The organism is Pseudomonas sp. R4-34-07 (genome assembly GCF_003852375.1).
GTDB lineage: Bacteria > Pseudomonadota > Gammaproteobacteria > Pseudomonadales > Pseudomonadaceae > Aquipseudomonas.
Map to the genome: position 1 here is coordinate 582946 of NZ_CP027760.1, position 21267 is coordinate 604212.

The 21267-nt window shown below is 61.6% G+C and carries 18 protein-coding genes; 10 read left to right on the forward strand and 8 right to left on the reverse strand.

All coding sequences use genetic code 11. The features are described from left to right. Window positions 1-4 precede the first annotated feature (4 nt). Complete coding sequence (cytX, locus tag C4J85_RS02440; RefSeq protein WP_124408919.1) at window positions 5-1294, forward strand: putative hydroxymethylpyrimidine transporter CytX; 1290 nt, start codon at window positions 5-7, stop codon at window positions 1292-1294. Here the strand turns inward: cytX and C4J85_RS02445 are convergent. Continuing rightward, window positions 1263-2009: an RsiV family protein gene (locus tag C4J85_RS02445; protein ID WP_124360996.1), complete on the reverse strand. Its 747-nt coding sequence runs from the start codon at window positions 2007-2009 to the stop codon at window positions 1263-1265. The genes cytX and C4J85_RS02445 overlap by 32 nt on opposite strands. A gap of 194 nt (window positions 2010-2203) precedes the next feature. Between C4J85_RS02445 and C4J85_RS02450 the strand changes: the two genes are divergently transcribed. The 3 genes from C4J85_RS02450 to cpdA all read left to right on the forward strand — a co-directional run bounded on the left by C4J85_RS02450 (window position 2204) and on the right by cpdA (window position 4171). Further along, complete coding sequence (locus tag C4J85_RS02450; RefSeq protein WP_124360997.1) at window positions 2204-2821, forward strand: NUDIX domain-containing protein; 618 nt, start codon at window positions 2204-2206, stop codon at window positions 2819-2821. Then, window positions 2812-3261 (forward strand): DUF1249 domain-containing protein, encoded by a 450-nt coding sequence (locus tag C4J85_RS02455; protein ID WP_124360998.1) that lies wholly within the window; start codon window positions 2812-2814, stop codon window positions 3259-3261. The genes C4J85_RS02450 and C4J85_RS02455 overlap by 10 nt, the downstream gene beginning before the upstream one ends. 97 nt (window positions 3262-3358) lie before the next feature. Beyond that, window positions 3359-4171 carry a 3',5'-cyclic-AMP phosphodiesterase gene (gene cpdA / locus C4J85_RS02460; RefSeq protein WP_124408920.1) on the forward strand — a complete coding sequence of 271 codons (813 nt, stop codon included), beginning with the start codon at window positions 3359-3361 and terminating at the stop codon, window positions 4169-4171. 15 nt (window positions 4172-4186) lie between these two features. Here cpdA and C4J85_RS02465 read toward each other — a convergent pair whose 3' ends face one another. The 3 genes from C4J85_RS02465 to C4J85_RS02475 all read right to left on the reverse strand — a co-directional run bounded on the left by C4J85_RS02465 (window position 4187) and on the right by C4J85_RS02475 (window position 7715). Beyond that, window positions 4187-5170 carry a M14 family metallopeptidase gene (locus C4J85_RS02465; protein WP_124406135.1) on the reverse strand — a complete coding sequence of 328 codons (984 nt, stop codon included), beginning with the start codon at window positions 5168-5170 and terminating at the stop codon, window positions 4187-4189. Window positions 5171-5255: 85 nt separating this feature from the next. Further along, entirely contained in the window at window positions 5256-6572 is a 1317-nt protein-coding gene (locus tag C4J85_RS02470; RefSeq protein WP_124406136.1) for an MFS transporter, read from the reverse strand. Window positions 6573-6794: 222 nt separating this feature from the next. After that, window positions 6795-7715 carry a LysR family transcriptional regulator gene (locus C4J85_RS02475; RefSeq protein WP_124365608.1) on the reverse strand — a complete coding sequence of 307 codons (921 nt, stop codon included), beginning with the start codon at window positions 7713-7715 and terminating at the stop codon, window positions 6795-6797. A 222-nt stretch (window positions 7716-7937) separates the two neighbouring features. On the opposite strand from C4J85_RS02475, the gene C4J85_RS02480 reads away from it, so the two are divergent. From C4J85_RS02480 to C4J85_RS02500, 5 genes are all read left to right on the forward strand, one after another. Next, a complete protein-coding gene (locus C4J85_RS02480) occupies window positions 7938-8546 on the forward strand; it encodes a YqiA/YcfP family alpha/beta fold hydrolase (protein WP_124361003.1) in 609 nt (202 codons plus the stop codon). A 46-nt stretch (window positions 8547-8592) separates the two neighbouring features. Then, window positions 8593-10497, forward strand: coding sequence for a DNA topoisomerase IV subunit B (gene parE / locus C4J85_RS02485; RefSeq protein ID WP_124406137.1), 1905 nt, complete (start codon window positions 8593-8595; stop codon window positions 10495-10497). Then, on the forward strand, window positions 10497-11492 hold the full coding sequence (locus tag C4J85_RS02490) for an esterase-like activity of phytase family protein (RefSeq protein ID WP_124365610.1): 996 nt from the start codon (window positions 10497-10499) through the stop codon (window positions 11490-11492). The genes parE and C4J85_RS02490 overlap by 1 nt, the downstream gene beginning before the upstream one ends. Window positions 11493-11562: 70 nt before the next feature. Further along, window positions 11563-13827 (forward strand): DNA topoisomerase IV subunit A, encoded by a 2265-nt coding sequence (gene parC, locus C4J85_RS02495; protein WP_124408921.1) that lies wholly within the window; start codon window positions 11563-11565, stop codon window positions 13825-13827. A 173-nt stretch (window positions 13828-14000) separates the two neighbouring features. Continuing rightward, on the forward strand, window positions 14001-14711 hold the full coding sequence (locus C4J85_RS02500; RefSeq protein WP_124406139.1) for a membrane integrity-associated transporter subunit PqiC: 711 nt from the start codon (window positions 14001-14003) through the stop codon (window positions 14709-14711). A gap of 187 nt (window positions 14712-14898) precedes the next feature. Here the strand turns inward: C4J85_RS02500 and C4J85_RS02505 are convergent, their stop codons facing one another. Further along, on the reverse strand, window positions 14899-16431 hold the full coding sequence (locus C4J85_RS02505; RefSeq protein ID WP_124408922.1) for an AhpA/YtjB family protein: 1533 nt from the start codon (window positions 16429-16431) through the stop codon (window positions 14899-14901). Between the two features lie 133 nt (window positions 16432-16564). Here C4J85_RS02505 and serB point away from each other — a divergent pair, with 133 nt between their 5' ends. Further along, on the forward strand, window positions 16565-17779 hold the full coding sequence (gene serB / locus C4J85_RS02510) for a phosphoserine phosphatase SerB (protein WP_124361009.1): 1215 nt from the start codon (window positions 16565-16567) through the stop codon (window positions 17777-17779). A 124-nt stretch (window positions 17780-17903) separates the two neighbouring features. On the opposite strand, the gene asd is transcribed toward serB, so the two are convergent. The 3 genes from asd to C4J85_RS02525 are packed head-to-tail and all read right to left on the reverse strand — an operon-like array spanning window position 17904 to window position 21189. Then, entirely contained in the window at window positions 17904-18764 is an 861-nt protein-coding gene (gene asd / locus C4J85_RS02515) for an archaetidylserine decarboxylase (RefSeq protein ID WP_124365614.1), read from the reverse strand. 16 nt (window positions 18765-18780) lie between these two features. After that, window positions 18781-19596: a thiosulfate sulfurtransferase gene (gene rhdA / locus C4J85_RS02520; RefSeq protein ID WP_124369381.1), complete on the reverse strand. Its 816-nt coding sequence runs from the start codon at window positions 19594-19596 to the stop codon at window positions 18781-18783. A 57-nt stretch (window positions 19597-19653) separates the two neighbouring features. Next, entirely contained in the window at window positions 19654-21189 is a 1536-nt protein-coding gene (locus C4J85_RS02525; protein ID WP_124408923.1) for an HDOD domain-containing protein, read from the reverse strand. Window positions 21190-21267 lie beyond the last annotated feature (78 nt).

A 21267-nucleotide genomic window follows, 5' to 3' on the forward strand; every position in this document is an offset into this window, starting at 1 on the left:
CCTCTTGAACATTCAACCGAGTACCTACTCCCCCGACATCGCGGTGCCCACCGACAAGCGCGTCTTCGGCGCCCGCGACCTGTTCTCCCTGTGGTTCTCCCTCGGCATCGGCCTGATGGTCCTGCAAACCGGCGCGCTGTTGGCGCCTGGCCTGGGTTTGTCCGGCTCATTGTTGGCCATCTTCCTTGGCACCCTGGTGGGCGTGCTGTTGCTGGCATCCGTCGGTGTGATCGGCAGCGACACCGGCTTGTCCGCCATGGCCGCACTCAAGCTCAGCCTCGGTGCCAAGGGCGCCAGCCTGCCGGCGCTGTTGAACCTGTTGCAATTGATTGGCTGGGGCTCGTTCGAAATCATCGTGATGCGCGATGCCGCCAGTCTGCTGGGCACAAGAGCGTTCAGCGAAGGCAGCCTGCTGGCGAGCCCCTTGCTGTGGACGCTGTTCTTCGGCGGCCTTGCCACCTTGCTGGCGGTGAGCGGCCCGCTGACCTTCGTGCGCCAGATCCTGCGCAAATGGGGTATCTGGCTGCTGCTTGCGGCCTGCCTGTGGCTGACCTGGAACCTGTTCGCCAAGGCCGACCTCGCTGCCCTGTGGGCCCAGGCCGGTGATGGCTCGATGCCGTTTGCGGTGGGCTTCGACATTGCCATCGCCATGCCGCTGTCCTGGCTGCCGTTGATTGCCGACTACTCACGCTTCGGCAAGCGCGCCAAAAGCGTGTTCGGCGGCACTGCGCTGGGGTTCTTTGTGGGTAATTTCTGGCTGATGAGCCTGGGGGTGGCCTACACCCTGGCATTTGCGCCAAGCGGTGAGGTCAATGCATTGCTGCTGGCCCTGGCCGGCGCCGGCCTGGGTATTCCGCTGTTGCTGATCCTGCTGGACGAGTCGGAAAACGCGTTTGCCGATATTCACTCGGCGGCGGTGTCGAGCGCTATTCTGCTGCGCTTGAAGGTCGAGCACCTGGCGTTGGCTATCGGTGTGCTCTGCACCCTGATCGCCTGCTTTGCGCCCTTGGCGCAATACCAGAACTTCCTGTTGCTGATCGGTTCAGTATTTGCGCCACTGTTCGGCGTGGTACTGGTGGATCACTTCATCCTGCGCCATCGGCGCCAGGGCGCGGTGACCCTGCTGCACTGGCCGGCGCTGGTGGCCTGGCTGGGCGGCATCGCTACCTATCATGTGCTGGCCAACCTCTATCCGGATATCGGCGCAACCCTGCCGGCATTGCTGCTGGCGGGGCTGCTGCAGTTCATCCTGGGGCGGGCGGTCAGTGGCGCGCGGGCATCAGCTCAGGCTTGATCACACCGGTAAGGCGCGCATAGGGGATGGTGATTTCGATCAACCCCTGTGCATAAGGGGCGATGGTGCTCACGTTGTACTTGAGCACCACGCCGCCACTGGTCAAGGCCACGTTCGGGGTTTTCTGGAACGGCCAGTTCTTCACGAACTCCGGATCGCGGTCCATCTTGGTGTTGATCAACCAGCTGTTATGGGCAACTTTTGCCGTATTCCAGAAGGCCTGCTCCTGGCCGGGCAACAGCATGTCGGCCAGGCCCAGCTCTTTATGCAGCACACGTGAATAGTTGATGAACCCGCGGCCAGGCTCACCGTGGGCCACGCCGGTGTCCAGGTAGCTGGACACTTCGACGATCACCAGGGCGTCATGCTGCTCGCGTACCTTGGCTTGCAAATACATGCTGTGGCGGTCGGGGGATTCGCGCAGGAACTTGTCCCGGTAGGCATTCAGGGTTGCCGGTACGCTGGCGCCGGGGCTGGTGCGGGTCATTTGCAGCAAACGCTGCTCCACCAGGCTGTCGAGTTGCGGGTCGGCGGGGAAATGCACGGTATCGATGTTCACCAGCGGGCAGTCAGGGCTGCCGCAGCCGGGTTTGGTTTGCTCCGATTTGTCGGTGGTAACGTCCAGCGGCTTGAGCTGGCTGGGTTGGAACAGGCTCTGGCAGGCACCCAGGGTCAAGGCAATGCAAGCCACGGAGGCGATTTTTAAAAGCGACATGTGTGTCCTTCGTAAATCGATGGAAAGCGAAAAGAGTAGCGCTTGGACTGCCAACAGGGCCGCCAGTTCGCCACTAGACTGATTAGAGTGAGTTTGACGCCCGCCGTCTATCCCGGCAACCGGAAAGGGGCTGCGCCGACCTGCATGGGCGCGTTAGGATGGCGCCCATTGCACGGCTTATGACGAGGAAGGATATGACGGATTTTACGAAGTCGACGCCGAATAAAATCGAGATTGTTCAGCGCGACTCTGCCTACAAGGGCTTCTACCAGCTCGATCGCGTGCAGTTGCGCCACGAGAAGTTCGACGGCGGCATGAGCCGCGTGATCAATCGTGAAGTTTTCGTGCGCCATGATGCGGTGTGCGTGCTGCCCTACGACCCGCAGCGCGATGAAGTGGTGCTGATCGAGCAGTTCCGCGTGGGCGCCATGGGCCGCACCGACAACCCCTGGCTGGTGGAAATGGTCGCCGGCCTGATCGACAAGGACGAGCAGCCGGAGGAGGTTGCACACCGCGAAGCCGAGGAGGAAGCTGGGCTGACGTTCTCCGCGCTGTGGCCGATCACCAAGTATTTCCCCTCGCCTGGCGGCAGCACCGAATTTGTCCACTTGTACCTGGGCCGTTGCGACAGCTCCCAGGCGGGTGGTATCCATGGATTGGAAGAAGAGGCAGAAGACATCCGCGTCACCACCTGGGCATTCGAAGATGCCTTGCAGGCGGTACGCGACGGTAAGATTTCCAACGCAGCCAGCATTATCGCCCTGCAATGGCTTGCGCTTAATCGCGCGGAAGTGAGGGGGTTATGGCAGTAAAGGCACGGGAACGATATCGAGTTGACCTGATCGGGCTGCAAGCCGCGTGCGAGGCCAACTATGCGCGGCTGATGCGCCTGCTCCCCGATATGCGCCACGCGCCCGAGGCGCGGCGCATTGCCGTGACCCACGGCGACCAGATGCTCGGTGTGCTGGCCCTGGAAGTCATCGTCAATTGCCCGTACACCACCACCCTGCGCGTGCGCCAGGAACACAGCCTGCCGTGGCTGCCGGTGCCGCAGCTGGAAGTGCAGGTGTATCACGATGCGCGCATGGCCGAAGTGATCAGCGCCGAACATGCACGGCGCTTTCGCAGCATCTATCCTTACCCGAATGTGTTCATGCACCAGCCCGACGAGAAAGCCCAGCTCAATGTGTTCCTTGGCGAATGGTTGAGCCACTGCCTGGCCTTGGGCCATGAGTTCGAAGTCGTGCGATAGATGTGAACGGTGTCCGTTTGTCCAGGTTTCCTCTTTGTGTCCTGCCCTAGCATAATTGCCCCAACTATCTATTCCTGTGATTGCTAGGGAGAGCGCCTTGCCGAGCGTATCCGCCGTGAACCCTGACGCTGTGCTGCTGGTGCAACTGACCGACAGCCATCTGTTTGCCGAGGCCGACGGAACGCTGCTGGGTATGAATACCCGCGAGAGCCTGCAGCGGGTGATCGAATTGGTCCGCGAACAGCAGCCGTCTATCGATCTGGTGCTGGCCACCGGGGATCTGTCCCAGGACGGCACGCTGGCGTCATACCAGCAATTTCGCGATATGACTGCGCCGCTAGGTGCTCCCGCGCGCTGGATTCCCGGCAACCACGATGAGCCGCAAGTCATGGCCCAGGCTGCCGTGCACAGCGACCTGCTGGAGCCGGTGGTCGATGTCGGCAATTGGCGCATCGTCCTGCTGGACTCCGCCGTACCCGGCTCCGTGCCCGGCTACCTGCAAGACCAGCAACTGCAATTACTCGCCCAGGCCTTGAGCGAAGCGCCGAACCGGCATCATCTGGTGTGCTTCCATCATCACCCGGTGTCGATCGACTGTGCCTGGATGGAGCCTATCGGCCTGCGCAACCCCGATGCGTTGTTTGCCGTGCTCGACCGCTTCCCGCAGGTCAAGGCGGTGCTCTGGGGCCATGTGCACCAGGAAATCGACCGCGAGCGCAACGGTGTACGTCTGCTGGCTTCGCCGTCCACGTGCATCCAGTTCGCACCCGGCAGTGAGCACTTCAAGGTCAGCGAGCAAGCGCCGGGCTATCGCTGGCTGCGCCTGCATGCCGACGGGCGGTTGGATACCGGCGTAGAAAGGCTCCAAGGCTTCGCGTTCCAGGTGGACTACGGCAGCAACGGCTATTGACCATCGACGGCGCGGCTATAGGTCCAGCGCCTTCGCCAACCTGACCACGGTAACGCCTTGCCCCAAGTGTCGCAGCGAGGGTTGGATCAGCACGCAGTTGTCATACGGCGTGAGGATCTCGCGTTCGGCGTCTCGGGCGATCACTGTTCCCGCGTGAGCGATCCGTTCCAGGCCACGGAAGTCATCGGTAAAACTGAAGTCCATGCTGTTCGCGATCACCGGATCGGTGACCTGCAAACAGTGCTGGGCAACGGGCTGGTCCCGGCTTAGAAACCTCGAAACGTCAGCCCCGGTGACGGTTTCAGTCGCCACCAGGAAACGAGCGGCTATATCGAGGGCGACGTGTTCGCTCTTTTTTGAAAAGTGCTGACCTGTTTCGATCAGCAGCGCGTTTTTGGTGCTTTTGGCGTCACCAAACCCGCCGTAGTCACGCATGCGTCGACCATTGGCGTGGCCGGCGTCGGCGACGACGGTGGCCGGTACACCCAACGATTTTGCAAATGCCAAGCCTTTGGCGCACGCCCCGCACATCATCAGGGGTGGGGACTCTTCGTGCATTGAATGGATATCGAGCAGAAAATCGACGTCGTCGATCAGCGGTCGCAGCTCACGGGCGCGGCACAACTCGACAGACTCTCGCTCGCCGTCCAGTGCGGATGGCAGCCAGACACGGTTCATGTCCTCGTCAATGAAGCGGGACGCGTCGATGTTTTGCGGGTCGAAGCGTTGATAGGCCTCAACGTTGCCGAACGCCAGTGACAAGCGGCCCTTGCGCGGACGGATACCGCTGCGTAACAGGGTGTCTACCGCGATGGCTCCGCTGACTTCATTCCCATGGGTCAATGCCATGATCAAAACATGCGGCCCCGGTTCGCCGCTGTCGAAGCTGTAAACGTAGTCGATCCCGCCATTACCGTTTTTCCATGGGCTGAGGTCGGGGAAGTTAACCTCAACCGGATACGGCTTCAGGGATGCACGCACTTGCTCTAAGGTTTTCATTTCTGTCTCCGATAGACCAACGTTTAGACGTGTCGCCAGATAGGGCGCGACAATCATGGGAAGCTGGCTTTTATAAGGGCCCGGCTCAACTGGCCGAAGGTTGCGTACCGCGCATGCGCCGGCCGAGGCAGACGATCGACACGACACTGATCAAGATGGTCCCCATCACGTAAAAGCTCGGTGCGAGCTTGCTGCCGCTGGCTTCGATCAACGCGGTCACGATCAATGGCGCAAAACCACCAAACAGGGTGACGGAAAAGTTGTAGCTCAGCGCCAGGCCCGTGCCGCGAATGCTGGTCGGGAAAATGTCGGAAAGCATCGCTGGAATCGGCCCCAGGCAGGCTGCGATCAACAAGCCAACAAGGGCTTGCACGATCAGCAGTGTGGTGAAGCTGGGGAAGGTGTTGAGCAGCACGAACATCGGGTAAGACGAAAACCCGGTAATCAACAGCGCAATGGTCAGTACCCGGTATCGTCCGTAGCGGTCTGAAAGCCCGCCAAATACCGGCGCCATCAGCATTAACGTCACGCCCGTCATCAGCGCCCCGAGGTAAGAAGACGTGGCGGCGATGTTCAGTTGCTTGAACGCGTAGATCGGCATGTACAACTTATGGACATAATTGAATGCGGTCGCACCGGCCACTACACCGATAGCCAGCAGCAGGCTGACATGCCCCTTGATCAAGACGTCTCGCAGCGGGGTTTTGGCCGTGCTGCTGGCCAGCGTTTTCTTGAAGTCCGGGGTTTCATCGATTTGTGTACGAATGTAATAGCCCACCGGCCCGATCAGCAGGCCGAAACCGAATGCGACGCGCCAGCCCCATTCGTTCAACTGCACATCCGACAGTACATAACTGAGGATCGCGCTGACCCCCGCTGCCAGGACGGTTGCCAGCCCTTGGGTGGACAGTTGCCAGCTGGCAAAGAAACCCCGGCGCTTGGCGTCTGCGTGTTCGACCATAAACGCCGTCGCGGCGCCGAACTCACCGCCTGTGGAGAACCCCTGAAGCATGCGCGCAACGATGATCAACAACGGCGCGGCCAAGCCAATCTGTTCATAGGTGGGTGCGAAAGTGATTATTGCGGTGCCGAGCAACATGATCATGATCGACAGTGTCAGCGAGGCTTTTCGCCCGGCTTTGTCGGTGTAGGAACCCAGCACAATGGCGCCTAGCGGACGCATCAGAAAGGAAATACCGAATGAGCCCACGGCCAGCAACAGTGAGGTGGTTTCGTTATCGGAGGGGAAAAACTGTTTGCCGATGACGACTGCAAAATAGCCGTAGATCAACAAATCATAGAACTCCAGCGCATTGCCGAAACTGGCAGCGATGATTTCCTTCCATGGGCCTCGTCGGGCTGGGGTCGTTGCCGAGGGTAAGACGGGTGATTGAGCGGTCATGGGTGTGCCCCGGGTGTATTTCACGTTTGGCATTCGGATTCGCCCAAGCTGCTACGCGGCCTGGCGAGATCGAAAGCGTTAATTGTTATGGGTGAAAGCCCGGATGAAAGTGAATCAATAGCGGTGTAGCGGCAATTGCTGATTTGGCACAGGTTTGAGCTGTTTTGGCACGGGCCAGGCCAGCCGCGGCTGGTAGCGGTGGTGAAGCGGAAAAACGGGCGATTATGAGGGGGGCGGCAGCGTTTCAAACGCTGCCAACGCTTCCCATATCTTCATCACCATCTCGCTCTGGTTATCGCGTAACCGATGCAGCGAGACGTCGAAGCTGACGCAAAACTCGGCGCCGCCTGCAATCAGCAGTTCGCCCGACGCCAGCGCATCGTTGACGACCATCTGCGGTAACCACGCAAGGCCCTTGCCACGCTTGGCCATTTCCAGAATCGCATCATAGGAATCGGCTTGGTAAACCATCCGCAACGCCAGGCGCTGTGGCAGTCGCTCCAGGTGCTGCGCCAGCACGCCGCGCAGCGCAAGGGAAGGTGAAAAGGCCAGCCAGGGAATGGGGAGGGCGTTACTGCTTGCGGCTATCTGCTGGCGCGGTTGGCCCTGAGCGTCCGGCGCACTGACCGGTAGCAATTGCTCCTTTGCCAGCACTCGAGAGTCAAAACGCTGCGGGTCGATCAATGACTGGGTCAGCGGGCTGGAAAAGCTCAGCAGCAGATCGACTTCGCCAGCCGACAGCCGGCTGATGGCCTCTTGCGCACCGCTGGTGAGCAGTGACACCGCAAAACTGCCCAATTGCGGGTGCAGCGACTCGTACCAGTCGGGGAAGAAGTCACAGGCCAGGGTTCGCCCGGTGGCGATACGCACGGGTTCATCGCGGCTCAGGGGGCCACCTTTGAATTGCGCTCTGACGGCGGTCAGCAGTTCCAGCGATTGGGTTGCAGCATCCAGAAACAGTACGCCGCAAGGGGTCAGTGACACCGGTTGTGTACGTTCGATCAATGGCGTGCCGACCCATTCTTCCAGCGCCCGGATACGGCGCCCGAACGCGGGGTGCGTGACGCACCGATTTTCCGCCGCGCGCGACAGGCTGCGGGTGCGGGTCAGTTCAATAAAGTCCTCAAGCCATTCCAGTTGCATGCTGTTTTCCCGCTCGGCAACCTATTTAACGCGCCGCCAGTACCGGCGAATTCCACAAGCAATGAAGAAAGAGTGCGCTGATCAAAAAATGAGCAGTTTGCAGCCGATCAGGTGCTTAAGGGGCGTGGAACGGATAGTAACGCCAGCGGCGATGGGCTGCACCCACGACCCCGCTGTTACCTGTAAACTGCGCCTCTTTGGCGCAAGCATGGAGAGCCCGGCATGTCCGCATCAATCTTGTATATCCACGGTTTCAACAGCGCGCCGGCGTCCAACAAGGCCAGCCAGTTGATGACCGTGATGGACAGCCTCGGCCTGGCCGACCAGTTGCGTGTACCGGCCCTGCATCACCACCCGCGTCAGGCGATTCCTCAATTGGAGGAAGCCATCGCGCAACTGGGTCGGCCACTGCTGGTGGGAAGCTCACTCGGCGGCTACTATGCAACCCATCTTGCCGAACGCCATGGCCTCAAGGCGTTGCTGGTCAACCCGGCGGTCAGCCCCCATCGGATGTTTGACGGTTACCTGGGCACCCAGAAGAACCTCTACACCGATGAAACCTGGGAATTGACCCACGATCACGTCACAGCGCTGGCCGAGCTGGAAGTGCCGGCTCCTCAAGACGCCGCGCGTTATCAGGTGTGGTTGCAGACCGGGGATGAAACCCTGGATTATCGCCTGGCCCAGCAGTATTACCGGGCCTGTGCCTTGCGCATCCAGGCCGGTGGCGACCATGGTTACCAAGGGTTCGCCCAGCAATTGCCGGCACTGTTGAGCTTTGCCGGCATTGGCGCAGATCAGTATCAATCCTTCGATTTTTCGTCACTGTAAAAATCGCGGGTTACTTTTTTAATCGAACGACTCACGACGAGACCCCATGGCCACTCCCAGCGCTAGCTCTTATAACGCCGACGCCATCGAAGTCCTCTCGGGCCTCGACCCGGTGCGCAAACGCCCCGGCATGTACACCGACACCAGTCGGCCGAACCACCTCGCCCAGGAAGTCATCGACAACAGCGTTGACGAAGCCCTGGCCGGCCACGCCAAGTCGGTGCAGGTCATTCTCCACGCCGATCACTCCCTGGAAGTGTCCGATGACGGTCGCGGCATGCCAGTGGACATCCACCCCGAAGAGGGTGTGTCGGGCGTCGAGCTGATCCTTACCAAGCTGCACGCCGGCGGCAAGTTCTCCAACAAGAACTACCAGTTCTCCGGCGGCCTGCACGGCGTGGGTATTTCGGTGGTCAACGCGCTGTCGAACCACGTCCGGGTCAAGGTCAAGCGCGACGGCAACGAGTACGAGATGACCTTCGCCGATGGCTACAAAGCCACCGACCTGCAGGTGATCGGCACCGTTGGCAAGCGCAATACCGGCACCAGCGTGTACTTCGCGCCGGACCCGAAATACTTCGATTCGCCGAAATTCTCCATCAGCCGCCTCAAGCACGTGCTCAAGGCCAAGGCCGTGCTGTGCCCGGGCCTGCTGGTGAGCTTTGAAGACAAAGGCACGGGGGAGAAGGTCGAGTGGCACTACGAAGACGGCCTGCGCTCCTACCTGGAAGACTCCGTCAGCGACTTCGAGCGCCTGCCCAACGCGCCGTTCTGCGGCAGCCTGGCCGGTAACAAGGAAGCCGTCGACTGGGCGCTGTTGTGGTTGCCCGAAGGCGGCGACAGCGTGCAGGAAAGCTACGTCAACCTGATCCCCACCGCCCAGGGCGGCACCCACGTCAATGGCTTGCGCCAGGGCCTGCTGGATGCCATGCGCGAATTCTGCGAATACCGCAGCCTGCTGCCACGCGGCGTGAAGCTGGCGCCGGAAGACGTGTGGGAGCGCATCGCCTTCGTGCTGTCGATGAAAATGCAGGAGCCGCAATTTTCCGGCCAGACCAAGGAGCGCCTGTCGTCCCGCGAGGCGGCGGCGTTTGTCTCCGGTGTGGTCAAGGATGCCTTCAGCCTGTGGCTCAACGAGCACCCGGAGCTGGGCCTGGCCCTGGCGGAACTGGCGATCAACAACGCCGGTCGTCGCCTCAAGGCCAGCAAGAAGGTCGAGCGCAAGCGCATCACCCAGGGCCCGGCATTGCCCGGCAAGCTGGCCGATTGCGCCGGGCAGGACCCGATGCGTTCCGAGCTGTTCCTGGTGGAAGGTGATTCCGCCGGTGGTTCCGCCAAGCAAGCGCGGGACAAGGAGTTCCAGGCGATCCTGCCGTTGCGCGGCAAGATCCTCAACACCTGGGAAGTCGACGGCAGCGAAGTCCTGGCCAGCCAGGAAGTGCACAACATTGCCGTGGCCATCGGCGTCGACCCGGGCGCGGCGGACATCAGCCAGTTGCGCTACGGCAAGATCTGCATCCTCGCTGACGCCGACTCCGACGGCCTGCACATCGCGACCCTGCTGTGTGCGTTGTTCGTGCAGCACTTCCGCCCGTTGGTGGATGCCGGTCACGTCTACGTCGCCATGCCACCGCTGTACCGGATCGACCTGGGCAAGGAGATTTTCTACGCCCTGGACGAAGCCGAGCGCGATGGCATTCTCGACCGCCTGGTGGCCGAGAAGAAACGCGGCAAGCCACAGGTCACGCGATTCAAGGGCCTGGGCGAAATGAACCCGCCGCAACTGCGCGAAACCACCATGGACCCGAACACCCGGCGCCTGGTGCAGTTGACCCTGGAAGACTTCGCCGGCACGTCGGAAATGATGGACATGCTGCTGGCGAAAAAGCGCGCACCGGATCGCAAAGCCTGGCTCGAATCCAAAGGCAACCTGGCCGAGGTTCTGGGCTGATGCGCACAGGCGTCGCCCTGGCGATCCTGATGGTGTGCGGGTTGGCGACCACCGAAGTGGTTGCCGCGCCCGTGGCTGAGCTCAAGCTGGTGTCGGAACACCCGGTAGACGGCATGCGCGGCGGGAACCTGTCGGGCCTGGCGCTATGTGGCGAGCAATTGTGGACCGTGTCGGACCGTGATGATGAGCAGATTTATCGCCTGGACACCCGCGCGCCGACCTGGACCGCCGAAGTGGTGAAGATCGACGTACCCCCCGTGCCCGAATCCGGCCTGCCGTGGGGTTTGCGCTCGCGCACCAAGGCGGCTTCGTTCGTTCGCGGTGGCGACCTGGATTTCGAAGGCATCAGCTGTGATGCCGCAGGCAACCGCTACATCGTCAGCGAAGCCCACGCGGCGGTGTTGCAGGTGCCGGTAGCAGGCGCACCCGAGTGGCTGAAAATTGCCCCAGGCATGGTGCGCGAGGCCCGGGCCAGCGGCATGTTGCTGCACTTCAATGCGTTGTTCGAGGGCCTGACGGTGAACCCGCAAGGCGATCGGATCTGGCTGGCGGCCGAGCGTGAGCGCCGCGGCCTGGTTTCGATCAAGCGCGGGCAGAGCGTGTGGGATTGCGACGGTGCTTGCGTGTTGTTGAGCGAGGCCGGCCTGGAAGTGCAACCGGCGCAGTTCCCCAACGCCAAGGCGGTGTCGAAGGACTTTGCCGACCTAGCGCTGTTCAACGGCAAGCTGTTTACCCTGGAGCGCAATGCGTTCCAGATTTGCCGGCGCGATACGGTGACGGCCAAGGTTGAGCTGTGCTGGTCGTTTGCCGACGAAACCCTGACGCCCGAGCGGCGTTACCCCCAGCCTTACGGCCTGGCCGAAGCCCTGGCGGTGGACGCCGACGGTGCCTGGATTGGCATCGACAATAATTTCGGCGCGCGTGCCGATGGTGAAAAGCGCCCGGTGGTCTATCGTTTCGCCGCCCCGGCCGGTGGCTGGAGTGCCCAGCCATGAGCCGTCACGAATTTGAATTGAATCAGCGCAGCGGCAATTCCGTTGCGCCTTACCCCATGATGAGGCCCGCATGAGTGACATCCTCGCAGACAGCTTAGATGGCGTAGAACGCCGATCGCTGGCTGACTTCACCGAAAATGCCTACCTCAACTACTCCATGTACGTGATCATGGACCGTGCCCTGCCGCATATCGGCGACGGCCTGAAGCCGGTACAACGGCGCATTATCTACGCCATGAGTGAGTTGGGCCTGGACGCCGATTCCAAGCACAAGAAGTCGGCGCGTACCGTCGGTGACGTGCTCGGTAAGTTCCACCCCCACGGCGATTCGGCGTGCTATGAAGCCATGGTGCTGATGGCCCAGCCGTTCAGCTACCGCTACACCCTGGTCGATGGCCAGGGTAACTGGGGTGCGCCGGATGATCCCAAGTCCTTCGCCGCCATGCGTTATACCGAGGCGCGCCTGTCGCGCTACTCGGAAGTACTGCTCAGCGAGCTGGGCCAAGGCACCGCGAACTGGGGGCCGAACTTTGACGGCACCCTCGACGAACCCCTGGTATTGCCGGCACGTTTGCCGAACATCCTGCTAAATGGCACCACCGGCATCGCGGTCGGCATGGCCACCGACGTGCCGCCGCACAACCTGCGCGAAGTCGCCACGGCCTGCGTGCGCCTGTTGGATGAGCCAAAAGCCACGGTCGAGCAGCTGTGTGAGCATATCCAGGGCCCGGACTACCCGACCGAGGCGGAAATCATCACGCCGCGCGCCGACCTGCTGAAGATGTACGAAACCGGCAAGGGCTCGGTGCGCATGCGCGCGGTGTACCACGTCGAAGACGGCGACATTATTGTGACCGCGTTGCCGCATCAGGTATCCGGCGCCAAGATGCTGGAGCAGATCGCCGCGTTGATGCAGGCCAAACCGTCGAAATTGCCGCAAGTCGCCGACCTGCGCGATGAGTCCGACCACGAAAACCCTTGCCGCATCGTGATCATCCCGACCAATAGCCGGGTTGATCATGAAGTGCTGATGCAGCATTTGTTTGCCAGCACCGACCTTGAGTCCAGCTACCGGGTCAACGTCAACATCATCGGCCTGGACGGCAAGCCACAGCTCAAGAACCTGCGCAATTTGCTGGTGGAATGGCTGGAGTTCCGCGTGCAGACCGTGCGCCGCCGCCTGCAATTTCGCCTGGACAAGGTCGAGCGCCGCTTGCACCTGTTGGACGGCTTGCTGATTGCCTACCTCAACCTGGATGAAGTGATTCATATCATCCGTACCGCCGAGCACCCGAAGGCCGAGCTGATCGCGCGCTTCGAGCTGAGCGAAATCCAGGCTGACTACATCCTCGACACCCGCTTGCGCCAGTTGGCACGCCTGGAAGAAATGAAGCTGCGCGACGAGCAGGACGCGCTGCTCAAGGAACAAGCCAAGCTGCAGGCGCTGCTGGGCAGCGAAACCAAGCTCAAGAAGCTGGTGCGCAGTGAACTGATCAAAGACGCCGAAACCTACGGCGATGACCGCCGCTCGCCGATTGTCGAGCGCGCAGAAGCGAAAGCTCTGACAGAAACCGAGCTGTTGCCTAACGAGAAAATTACCGTCGTTCTGTCGGAAAAGGGTTGGGTTCGTTCCGCCAAAGGGCATGATATTGACGCTACTGGCCTTTCCTACAAGGCGGGTGATGGCTTCAAGACTGCGGCGGCTGGGCGTTCCAACCAATTTGCGGTGTTTATCGATTCGACGGGGCGCAGTTATTCGGTGCCGGCCCACACCCTGCCCTCAGCACGCGGGCAGGGCGAGCCGCTGACCGGGCGCCTCACGCCGCCGCCGGGGGCGAATTTCGAGTGCGTGCTGTTGCCGGACGATGATTCGCTGTACGTCATCGCCTCCGACGCCGGCTATGGTTTCGTGGTCAAGGGTGAAGACCTGCAGGCCAAGAACAAGGCGGGCAAGGCGCTGTTGAGCCTGCCGAACAACGCCAAGGTGATCCTGCCGCGACCGGTGGAGGATCGCGAGCATAACTGGCTGGCCTCGGTGACCACCGAAGGGCGTTTGCTGGTGTTCAAGATCAGCGACCTGCCGCAGTTGGGCAAGGGCAAGGGCAACAAGATCATTGGTATCCCCGGAGAGCGGGTAGCCAGTCGCGAGGAGTACGTGACCGACATCGCCGTCATCCCGGAAGGCTCAACCCTGGTGCTCCAGGCCGGCAAGCGCACGTTGTCCTTGCGCCCCGACGACCTTGAACATTACAAGGGCGAGCGCGGTCGACGCGGTAACAAACTGCCTCGCGGCTTCCAGAGAGTGGATGCTTTGTTGGTAGAAACGCCTGCTTAAGGCGTACTAGAGGCCTCGATCTACGATTTAACGCGTAGATCGACGCTTTGGCGCTGGAGTCATGGCGCATATTCACGGATGATATGGCCTTTCCAGCGCCGGCGTGGCCGAGCGTATTTAGGTTATTTTTAGTATTACATTGTGGTTCGCCGTGCGGCAGCCACCTGGATGGGATGATGACTGCTCCACGCCTTCCTCTATTTTTGATGCTCGCTGGCCTGTTGGGGCTGGCGGGTTGCAGCACGCACCAGCCGGTGTCGCTGTACCAGCTGGACAGCGGAAGTCCGGCTCAGCCAGCACAAACCGCCGGCATGGCCGTTCTGCTGGGGCCGGTAATCGTTGCCGATTACCTGCAACGCGAAACCCTGCTGCAACGTCAGAACGACGGCAGCCTGCAAGGTTCCACCGATGGTCGTTGGGCGGGCAGCCTGTCCTCCGATATCAATCAATTGATGTTGCGTCAGGTGGCGGGTCAGTTGGACAGCCAGCGTGTGGTGCTGGCGCCGGGGCCATCCGGGTTTACCCCGGATGTGCAGGTGCTGCTGACGATCACGCGGCTTGACTCCGGTACCTCGCAGCCGGCGATCCTGGATGCACAGTGGCGCCTGATCGACCGTCGCGGCCAGGTCCGGGACAACCGTATCGTGCACCTGCAGGAAGAACATACCGGCACCACGGCGTCCCAGGTCCAGGCCCAGGGCGTATTGTTGCAGCACCTGGCGCAACAGTTGTCGGTCGCGATCAAGCCGTTGGCCAACCAGCCGCCGATTGCCGAGGCCCCGCGCAAACAGACGCCAGCACAGGCCAAGCCCTCAGCGCCGGAAAAGCCCAAGATGCCGATGGCGACACCGATTCGTACGGATTTGGAAGTGTTCAGGTTTTGATCTGAATAGCAGACAAACAAAAGGCCCGCTGAGTAAGCGGGCCTTTTTTGTATCTGAAATAGAAGCCATGGCGCAGTCAAATGTGGGAGGGGGCTTGCCCCCGATGGCGGTGGTTCAGTGAGTGATGTGCTGACTGATACTCCGCTATCGGGGGCAAGCCCCCTCCCACAGGGAGCAATTGCGTGCCTTATGTCCTTGTGCGGGTCTCATGCATCCGCGCCAGCTGCCGTTCCAGCATTGAGGGATAAGGTTCCATCAAGCGCTCCACGCAGCTGGCGCCCTCAGGGCTGGCAATCGGGCGGATGCGTGCGCGTTGGCGGATCAACGTGTCTTCACTGATCTTGCGCTCTACCAGCAGCAGGTTGCGGCTGTGTTGCGACAAGGCCAAGGCATCCTGGGCGATCTCGGTCAGCAGCAGGTCGATCTGGCTGATGCCGAACAGGTCATCACCCACCGTCAAGCCCAGTTGCAGTTGCAACGTGATGCCGCTGTCCGCCACTTCAATCTGCAGGGCATGACCCAGGGCGCGCAACAACTCGCCGCAGCAGATGGCGTTGGTCAGGTAGTCCTCGCCGCTGTCTTCGCTGTGGAATAGCATCAGCGTGCTGCCGTCGTTCAGGGTGTGCAGTTCGCTCTGGTAGAGCGAGGCGGCCTGGTCGAGACAGTCGCGGTAGCGTTCCAGCAGTTCCGTCAAGCGAGCGCGGGGCAAGCGGCGCAGTTGGTCCTGGGCACCCAGTTGCACGGCGAGTACGGCGCTGTACTGAGGTTCGCTGCTTTTGGCGGGAAGCGGCTTCGGCGCCACGACGGGCGCGGCCTCGGCGGTATCACGCAGGTCGGCGAACGGGTCTTCGTCGTCCAGCTCGTCTTCTTCGGCCCTGATTACATGCCGCGGCGCAGGCTTCAAGCCCGCCACCGGAGCGCTTTCGTCGAAGCCTGGGTCGCGCAGGTCGCGTACTTCAAACTCAGGTTCGTCGGTGTAGTCGGCGTCGTCGTACTCGGGTTCGGGTTCGACCTCAGGCACGGTCGGCTCCGGGGCGAAGCTGGCATGCAGCTGGCGCGCCAGGTCGCCGATTTCGTCCTGGCGGTCGGTGGCTGGGGTGTGTTCGTCGATATCGCGCAGCCAGATGCGCAGTTGCATCAACGGCGTGGAGATATGCCGTCCCAGGCGCAGGCTCAACGCCAGGGCCAGGGCCAGCAGGATCGCGCTCAAGATGCCCATGCTCTGCAGGCTGATGGTCATCGGCTGCTGGAATTGCTGCATGTCCAGGCTGATGCGCAATTGGCCGGCTTTTACATCCTGAAACGTGATATTGCTCTGATACAGGCCCTCGGCTTCGCCCAGCAGGCCGTTTTTCGGGCGCTGCCCGGCTTCGGCCATGATCCGGTTGTCCACGCTATAAATGGCGGCGTGGGCCACCAGCGGGTTCTTGGTCAGGTTGTTGAGCAATACGTTGAGGCTGAGGATGTCGTTGGACACCAACAACTCAGTCGCCGAGGTGGCGGTCTGGGTGGTCAGGCTCTCGCCGAGGGCGTCGGCCTGCTCGTGCATGGCCTGCTTGAACTGCAAACCCATCACGCAGGCGTAGATCACCAGGGCCAGGGCGACCAGGATCACGTTATGGCTGGCGATGCGTAATGCGATCGGTACACGGCGGTGACGCAGTGCCCGGAAGATCAGCAGGAAGAAGTTATCGGTTTTTACTGGCGTGGGCCGGTTCACTTGCGCTCGGCTCTTGGTCCGTGAAGTTGACGCGCAGTATAGCGACAGGCCCATGACCGGCAAAGCGCTGGCTGTGCCCGATGATCACTGAAAGTGGGTAGAATGCGGTTTTTTTCCAGCCTGGGGGTGCGCTTTGCGCGAAATTGTCCTGATCAACATCACAGGTCTTGACCGACCGGGTCTCACCGCTGCCATTACCGGCGTTCTGGCTCAGGGTGGTGTGAACATTCTCGACATCGGCCAGGCGGTGATCCACGACACCCTGTCGTTCGGCATCCTGGTGGAAATCCCCAGCAACGAGCAGGCTTCGTCGGTACTCAAGGACATCCTGTTTACGGCCTACAAGCTGGATCAGCAGGTGCGTTTCACGCCGGTGTCAGAAGCCGATTACCAGCATTGGGTCGAAGGCCAGGGCAAAAAACGCCATATCGTGACCTTGCTCACCCGCAAGGTCACGGCCGAACAGTTGCAGCGCGTCAGCTCGATCACGGCGCACTACGGCTTGAACATCGACCATATCGACCGTCTGTCGGGTCGCATGCCTTTGGACACACCCGCAGACAAAGGCAAGGGCTGCATCGAGTTCTCCGTACGGGGCGAGCCGGCCGATGCGCAGGCGCTGCGCGCTGAATTCCTGAGCGTGGCCCAGGAGCTGAATGTCGACATCGCTTTCCAGGAGGACTCGCTGTTCCGACGCAACCGTCGCCTGGCGGTGTTCGACATGGACTCCACGCTAATCGAAGCCGAAGTCATCGACGAACTGGCCAAGGCCGCCGGTGTGGGCGAGCAAGTCTCGGCCATTACCGAGCGCGCGATGGCCGGCGAGCTGGATTTTCGCGCCAGCTTCAAGGAGCGCCTGGCGTTGCTCAAGGGCCTGGATGTGAGCGTGCTCGATTCAATCGGCGCGTCCCTGCGCCTGACCGAAGGCGCCGAAACCTTGTTCGCCGAGCTCAAGCGCCTGGGCTACAAGACGGCCATCCTGTCTGGCGGCTTCACCTACTTCGCCAAGCAACTGCAGGCCAAGCTGGGCATTGACTATGTATTCGCCAACGAGCTGGAAGTGGTGGATGGCAAAGTGACCGGCGTGGCGGTGGAGCCGATTGTCGATGCACAACGCAAGGCGGACCTGCTCAAGGAGCTGGCGCACAAGGAAGGCTTGCGTTTGGAGCAGACCATTGCGGTCGGCGACGGCGCGAACGACTTGCCGATGCTGGCGATTGCCGGGTTGGGTGTGGCGTTTCGTGCCAAGCCGTTGGTCAAGCAATCGGCCAAACAGGCGATTTCGACCTTGGGGTTGGATGGGGTGCTGTATCTGCTGGGCTTGCGTGACCGTGATGGCCAGCTGTAACTGACTGACTGAACAGATCATTCCCACGCTTCGCGTGGGAATGCCTTCTGTGACGCTCTGCGTCAGGCTTTGGGGGCGCAGAGCGCCCTGCGCTGCATTCCCACGCAGAGCGTGGGAATGATCATCAGGCTTTAGGTGAGCCGATACCCTGGCCCATCTGCACCGGCGTGCCCGCCGCCAGTTCCTGCGCCCACTGCACCTGGTCCGGCCCAAACAGCACGATCGCAGTAGAACCCAACTTGAAGCGACCCAACTCCGCACCTTTCTCCAAGTGAATCGGTGCGCGAGCAGCTTCGTCATAGCGGAAGGTTTTCAGCTCGCGCTTCGGTGGTGTTACCAGCCCGGCCCACACCGTCTCGATCGAGGCTACGATCATCGCGCCCACCAATACCACGGCCATCGGGCCGCGTTCGGTGTCGAACAGGCAGACAACCCGCTCGTTACGCGCAAACAGTTCCGGCACGTTCTCGGCGGTGGTCTGGTTTACCGAGAAAATTCGCCCCGGCACATAGACCATTTCACGCAGGGTACCGGCCAGTGGCATATGTACGCGGTGATAGTCTTTGGGCGACAAGTAGATAGTGGCGAAGTCACCGCCCATGAACGGCGCAGCCAGCGCGGCGTCGCCGCCGAGCAATTCCAGCACGCTGAAACTGTGGCCCTTGGCCTGAAACACACGGCCATGCTCGATCGGGCCGAGCTGGCTGACCGCACCATCGGCCGGGCTCAGTACGGCGCCCGGAGTTTGGTCCAGTGGGCGCGCACCGTCTTTCAATGCGCGGGTAAAGAAGGCGTTGAAATGCTCGTAGGCGGTCACGTCTTCAACCAGCGCCTGGGACATATCCACCTGGTAACGCTTGGCGAACCAGCGGGTGAAGGCGTTCTTGAACCAGCGCACGCGGCACTCGGCAATGCAGCCGGCCAAGCGCGACAGCAGGTGGTGCGGCAGCAAGTACTGACTGAGGATAAACAACTGCTTTTTCATTAAGTGTCCTTAAGCTTCAAATCTCGACGGGGGTGTCGGGGTGGTTGCCCCATTCGCCCCAGGAACCGGCATAACCTTTGACTCGCGGATAACCGAGCGCCTTGGCCACCAGATAGGTGAAGCCAGAGCGGTGGTGGGTCTGGCAGTGGGTGATGATTTCTTTATCGCGGGTCAGCCCGAGGTCTTCGAGGATTTGCGGCATGTCGCGGCGGATACGCAGGCTACGCGCCTTGTCCATGCCGGCGGTCCATTCGAAGTTCACCGCGCCGGGAATGTGCCCGGCTTTGGCTGCGAGCACTTTTTCGCCGGAATACTCCAGCGGGCCGCGTGCGTCCCAGATACCCAGGTCGGCTGCGCCGAGCCGGCTTTGCAGGTATTCGCGGGTGGCGGTGGGGCCGTCGTGCAGCGTAAGGCTGACCGGGCCGCCGGCGGGCGCGGGTACCTCGGTGGAAACCGGGTGTTTTTCCTCCAGCCACGCCAGAAGGCCGCCGTCGAGGTAGTGGTATTTCTGGTGGCCGATGACATCGAGCATCCAGATAAAGCGCCCGGCCCAGCCGCCGCCCTCGTCGTCGTAGACCACATAGGTGGCGTCGGGGGTATGGCCCAGCTCGCCGAACAGCTTTTCCAGGTCGGCCTTGTGCGGCAGCAGGCCTGGCGCGGGTGGCTGGCCCAATTGGGTGCGCTTGGGGTCAACGAAATGCGCGCCGGGGATATGCCCTTCGGCGTAGCGGGCGGCACTGGTGAGGTCCACCAGAATCAGGTGGTCGGCATCCAGGCGACCTTGCAGGTCGCTGGATTCGATCACCAGCGGCAAGCCAGAGAAGTCAGGCATGTGAGGTCTCCTGGGCACGAATATTGGCGATAAAGGAGGGCGATTGTAGCGCAAGCATCAGGCGCTGCGGTTGGTAAAGCTGTGCAGGGCCTTTTCGATGCATTGCGCGGTTTTACCAAAGGCTTGCACGGTGGTTTCCGAGAACGGCCCGCCACCCTGGTCCGCCACCATCAGCATCACCACGCGGCCATTGCAGCTCAGCGAGCGCAACAGCAGGTGCTCGCCGGTAAACAGGCGCCGCAGGATCGGTGGCAGCAGGGCGGAGAACTGCGCATGGTTGTCAGGGCTGAGACGCACCTGGGCGGACTTTTCCAGCAGGCGTTGCAGCAATGTACTGTTGACCACATCCAGGCTCAGGTTGGCAGCGTCCCTGGGCAAGCCGTCGGCCTGATGCACGCGCAAGGTGCTCAAGGCACGATCCGCCATGAACAGCAACACGCGCTGCATACCGCTGGCGACCAGGGCTTCCTTGGCGCAAGTGGTCAGGTGCATCGCATTGGCAAAGCGGCTCGGCTCGACCAGCAGCTCGGTGCAGCGGCTGCGCCACACGGCCAGCGATTCGGCCGTGGGCGGCGGCGCGGGCAACAGGCCACGATGGACTTTTTGCACATGCCACGGCCAGATCAGCGACAGCGCCGGGTGCCAGAGGTCAGGCATCAGGGTGCTGCGGGCACTGGTTACCGCTTGCTGGTGCACCTGCTGTTGCACATCGCCCAGTGGTTCCTGCAGGTACAGCGCAGTGAGGTGTTGCCAGCGTTCAGTGTGCGGGCAGGCCCAGGACTCCTGCGCCGACATCGCTAGGCCGTTGGCCAGCAGTACGGTGTTGGCCGGCTGGTTCAGCCAGCGGCGCAGGTTGGGTTCGGCATCGAGTAATTGCTGGTGGCGCAGAGGGTCGTCTTCTCGGGCGATACGCAAGGCCTTGACCAGCAGGCGCCGCTCGCCCAGCAGCAGGTGATAGCCCTGGGACACCCAGATCGGCAAGTGCCAGGCTGCCGTCAAAGCAAGGCACAGGTCCAGCAGGCGCACGCCGAATAATTGCTGCTCGACCTGGCGCGCCGACTCGCCTTTGTGGATCACCCGCAGTTCCCATTCCTCCAGGAGCTTGGGGTAGGCGACGGCCATCGGCCACAACGGTGACAGAAACAACAGGCTGCCCCAATGAATGTCCTGCCACAGACGCGCCAGGCGGTTGCCGAACAAGCCGTTGGCCTGCTGCGAGGCATGTTGGCTGATCAACAGCAGCTGGCGCAGCGCCACGGGAATTTCAAGGGCCGGCACCGAAGGCAGGCGTGCCAGCAGTTCCTCGGCGCGCTTGAGACCGAGGCGATTGAGCGCCACTTCGAGGTTTTCCGCCGGTTCCGCCAGGCTGCCGTGAGTGTGGCTGTTGGCCTCGCGCATCACGCTGAGCACCAGGGCCGGGCTGTCTTGCATCAGTTCGGCAATGTCCCTTAACGAGCTGCGGCTGTCGCGAATGGCTTTGCACACGCGCTCGTGGCTGGCCTGGGGAACGGGCAGCAGCACATCGTCCAGGCACTTGATCCAGGCGGCGAGTGTGGCGGGTTTTGCAGTTGGGACTGTCGTTTCATTAGCCATGATTGGGGCGCGATCGTCACTTGTGTTCAACACGCCCGGAACGGGCTGAATTGGCTTTTCGCCTTAACGGGCTATAGT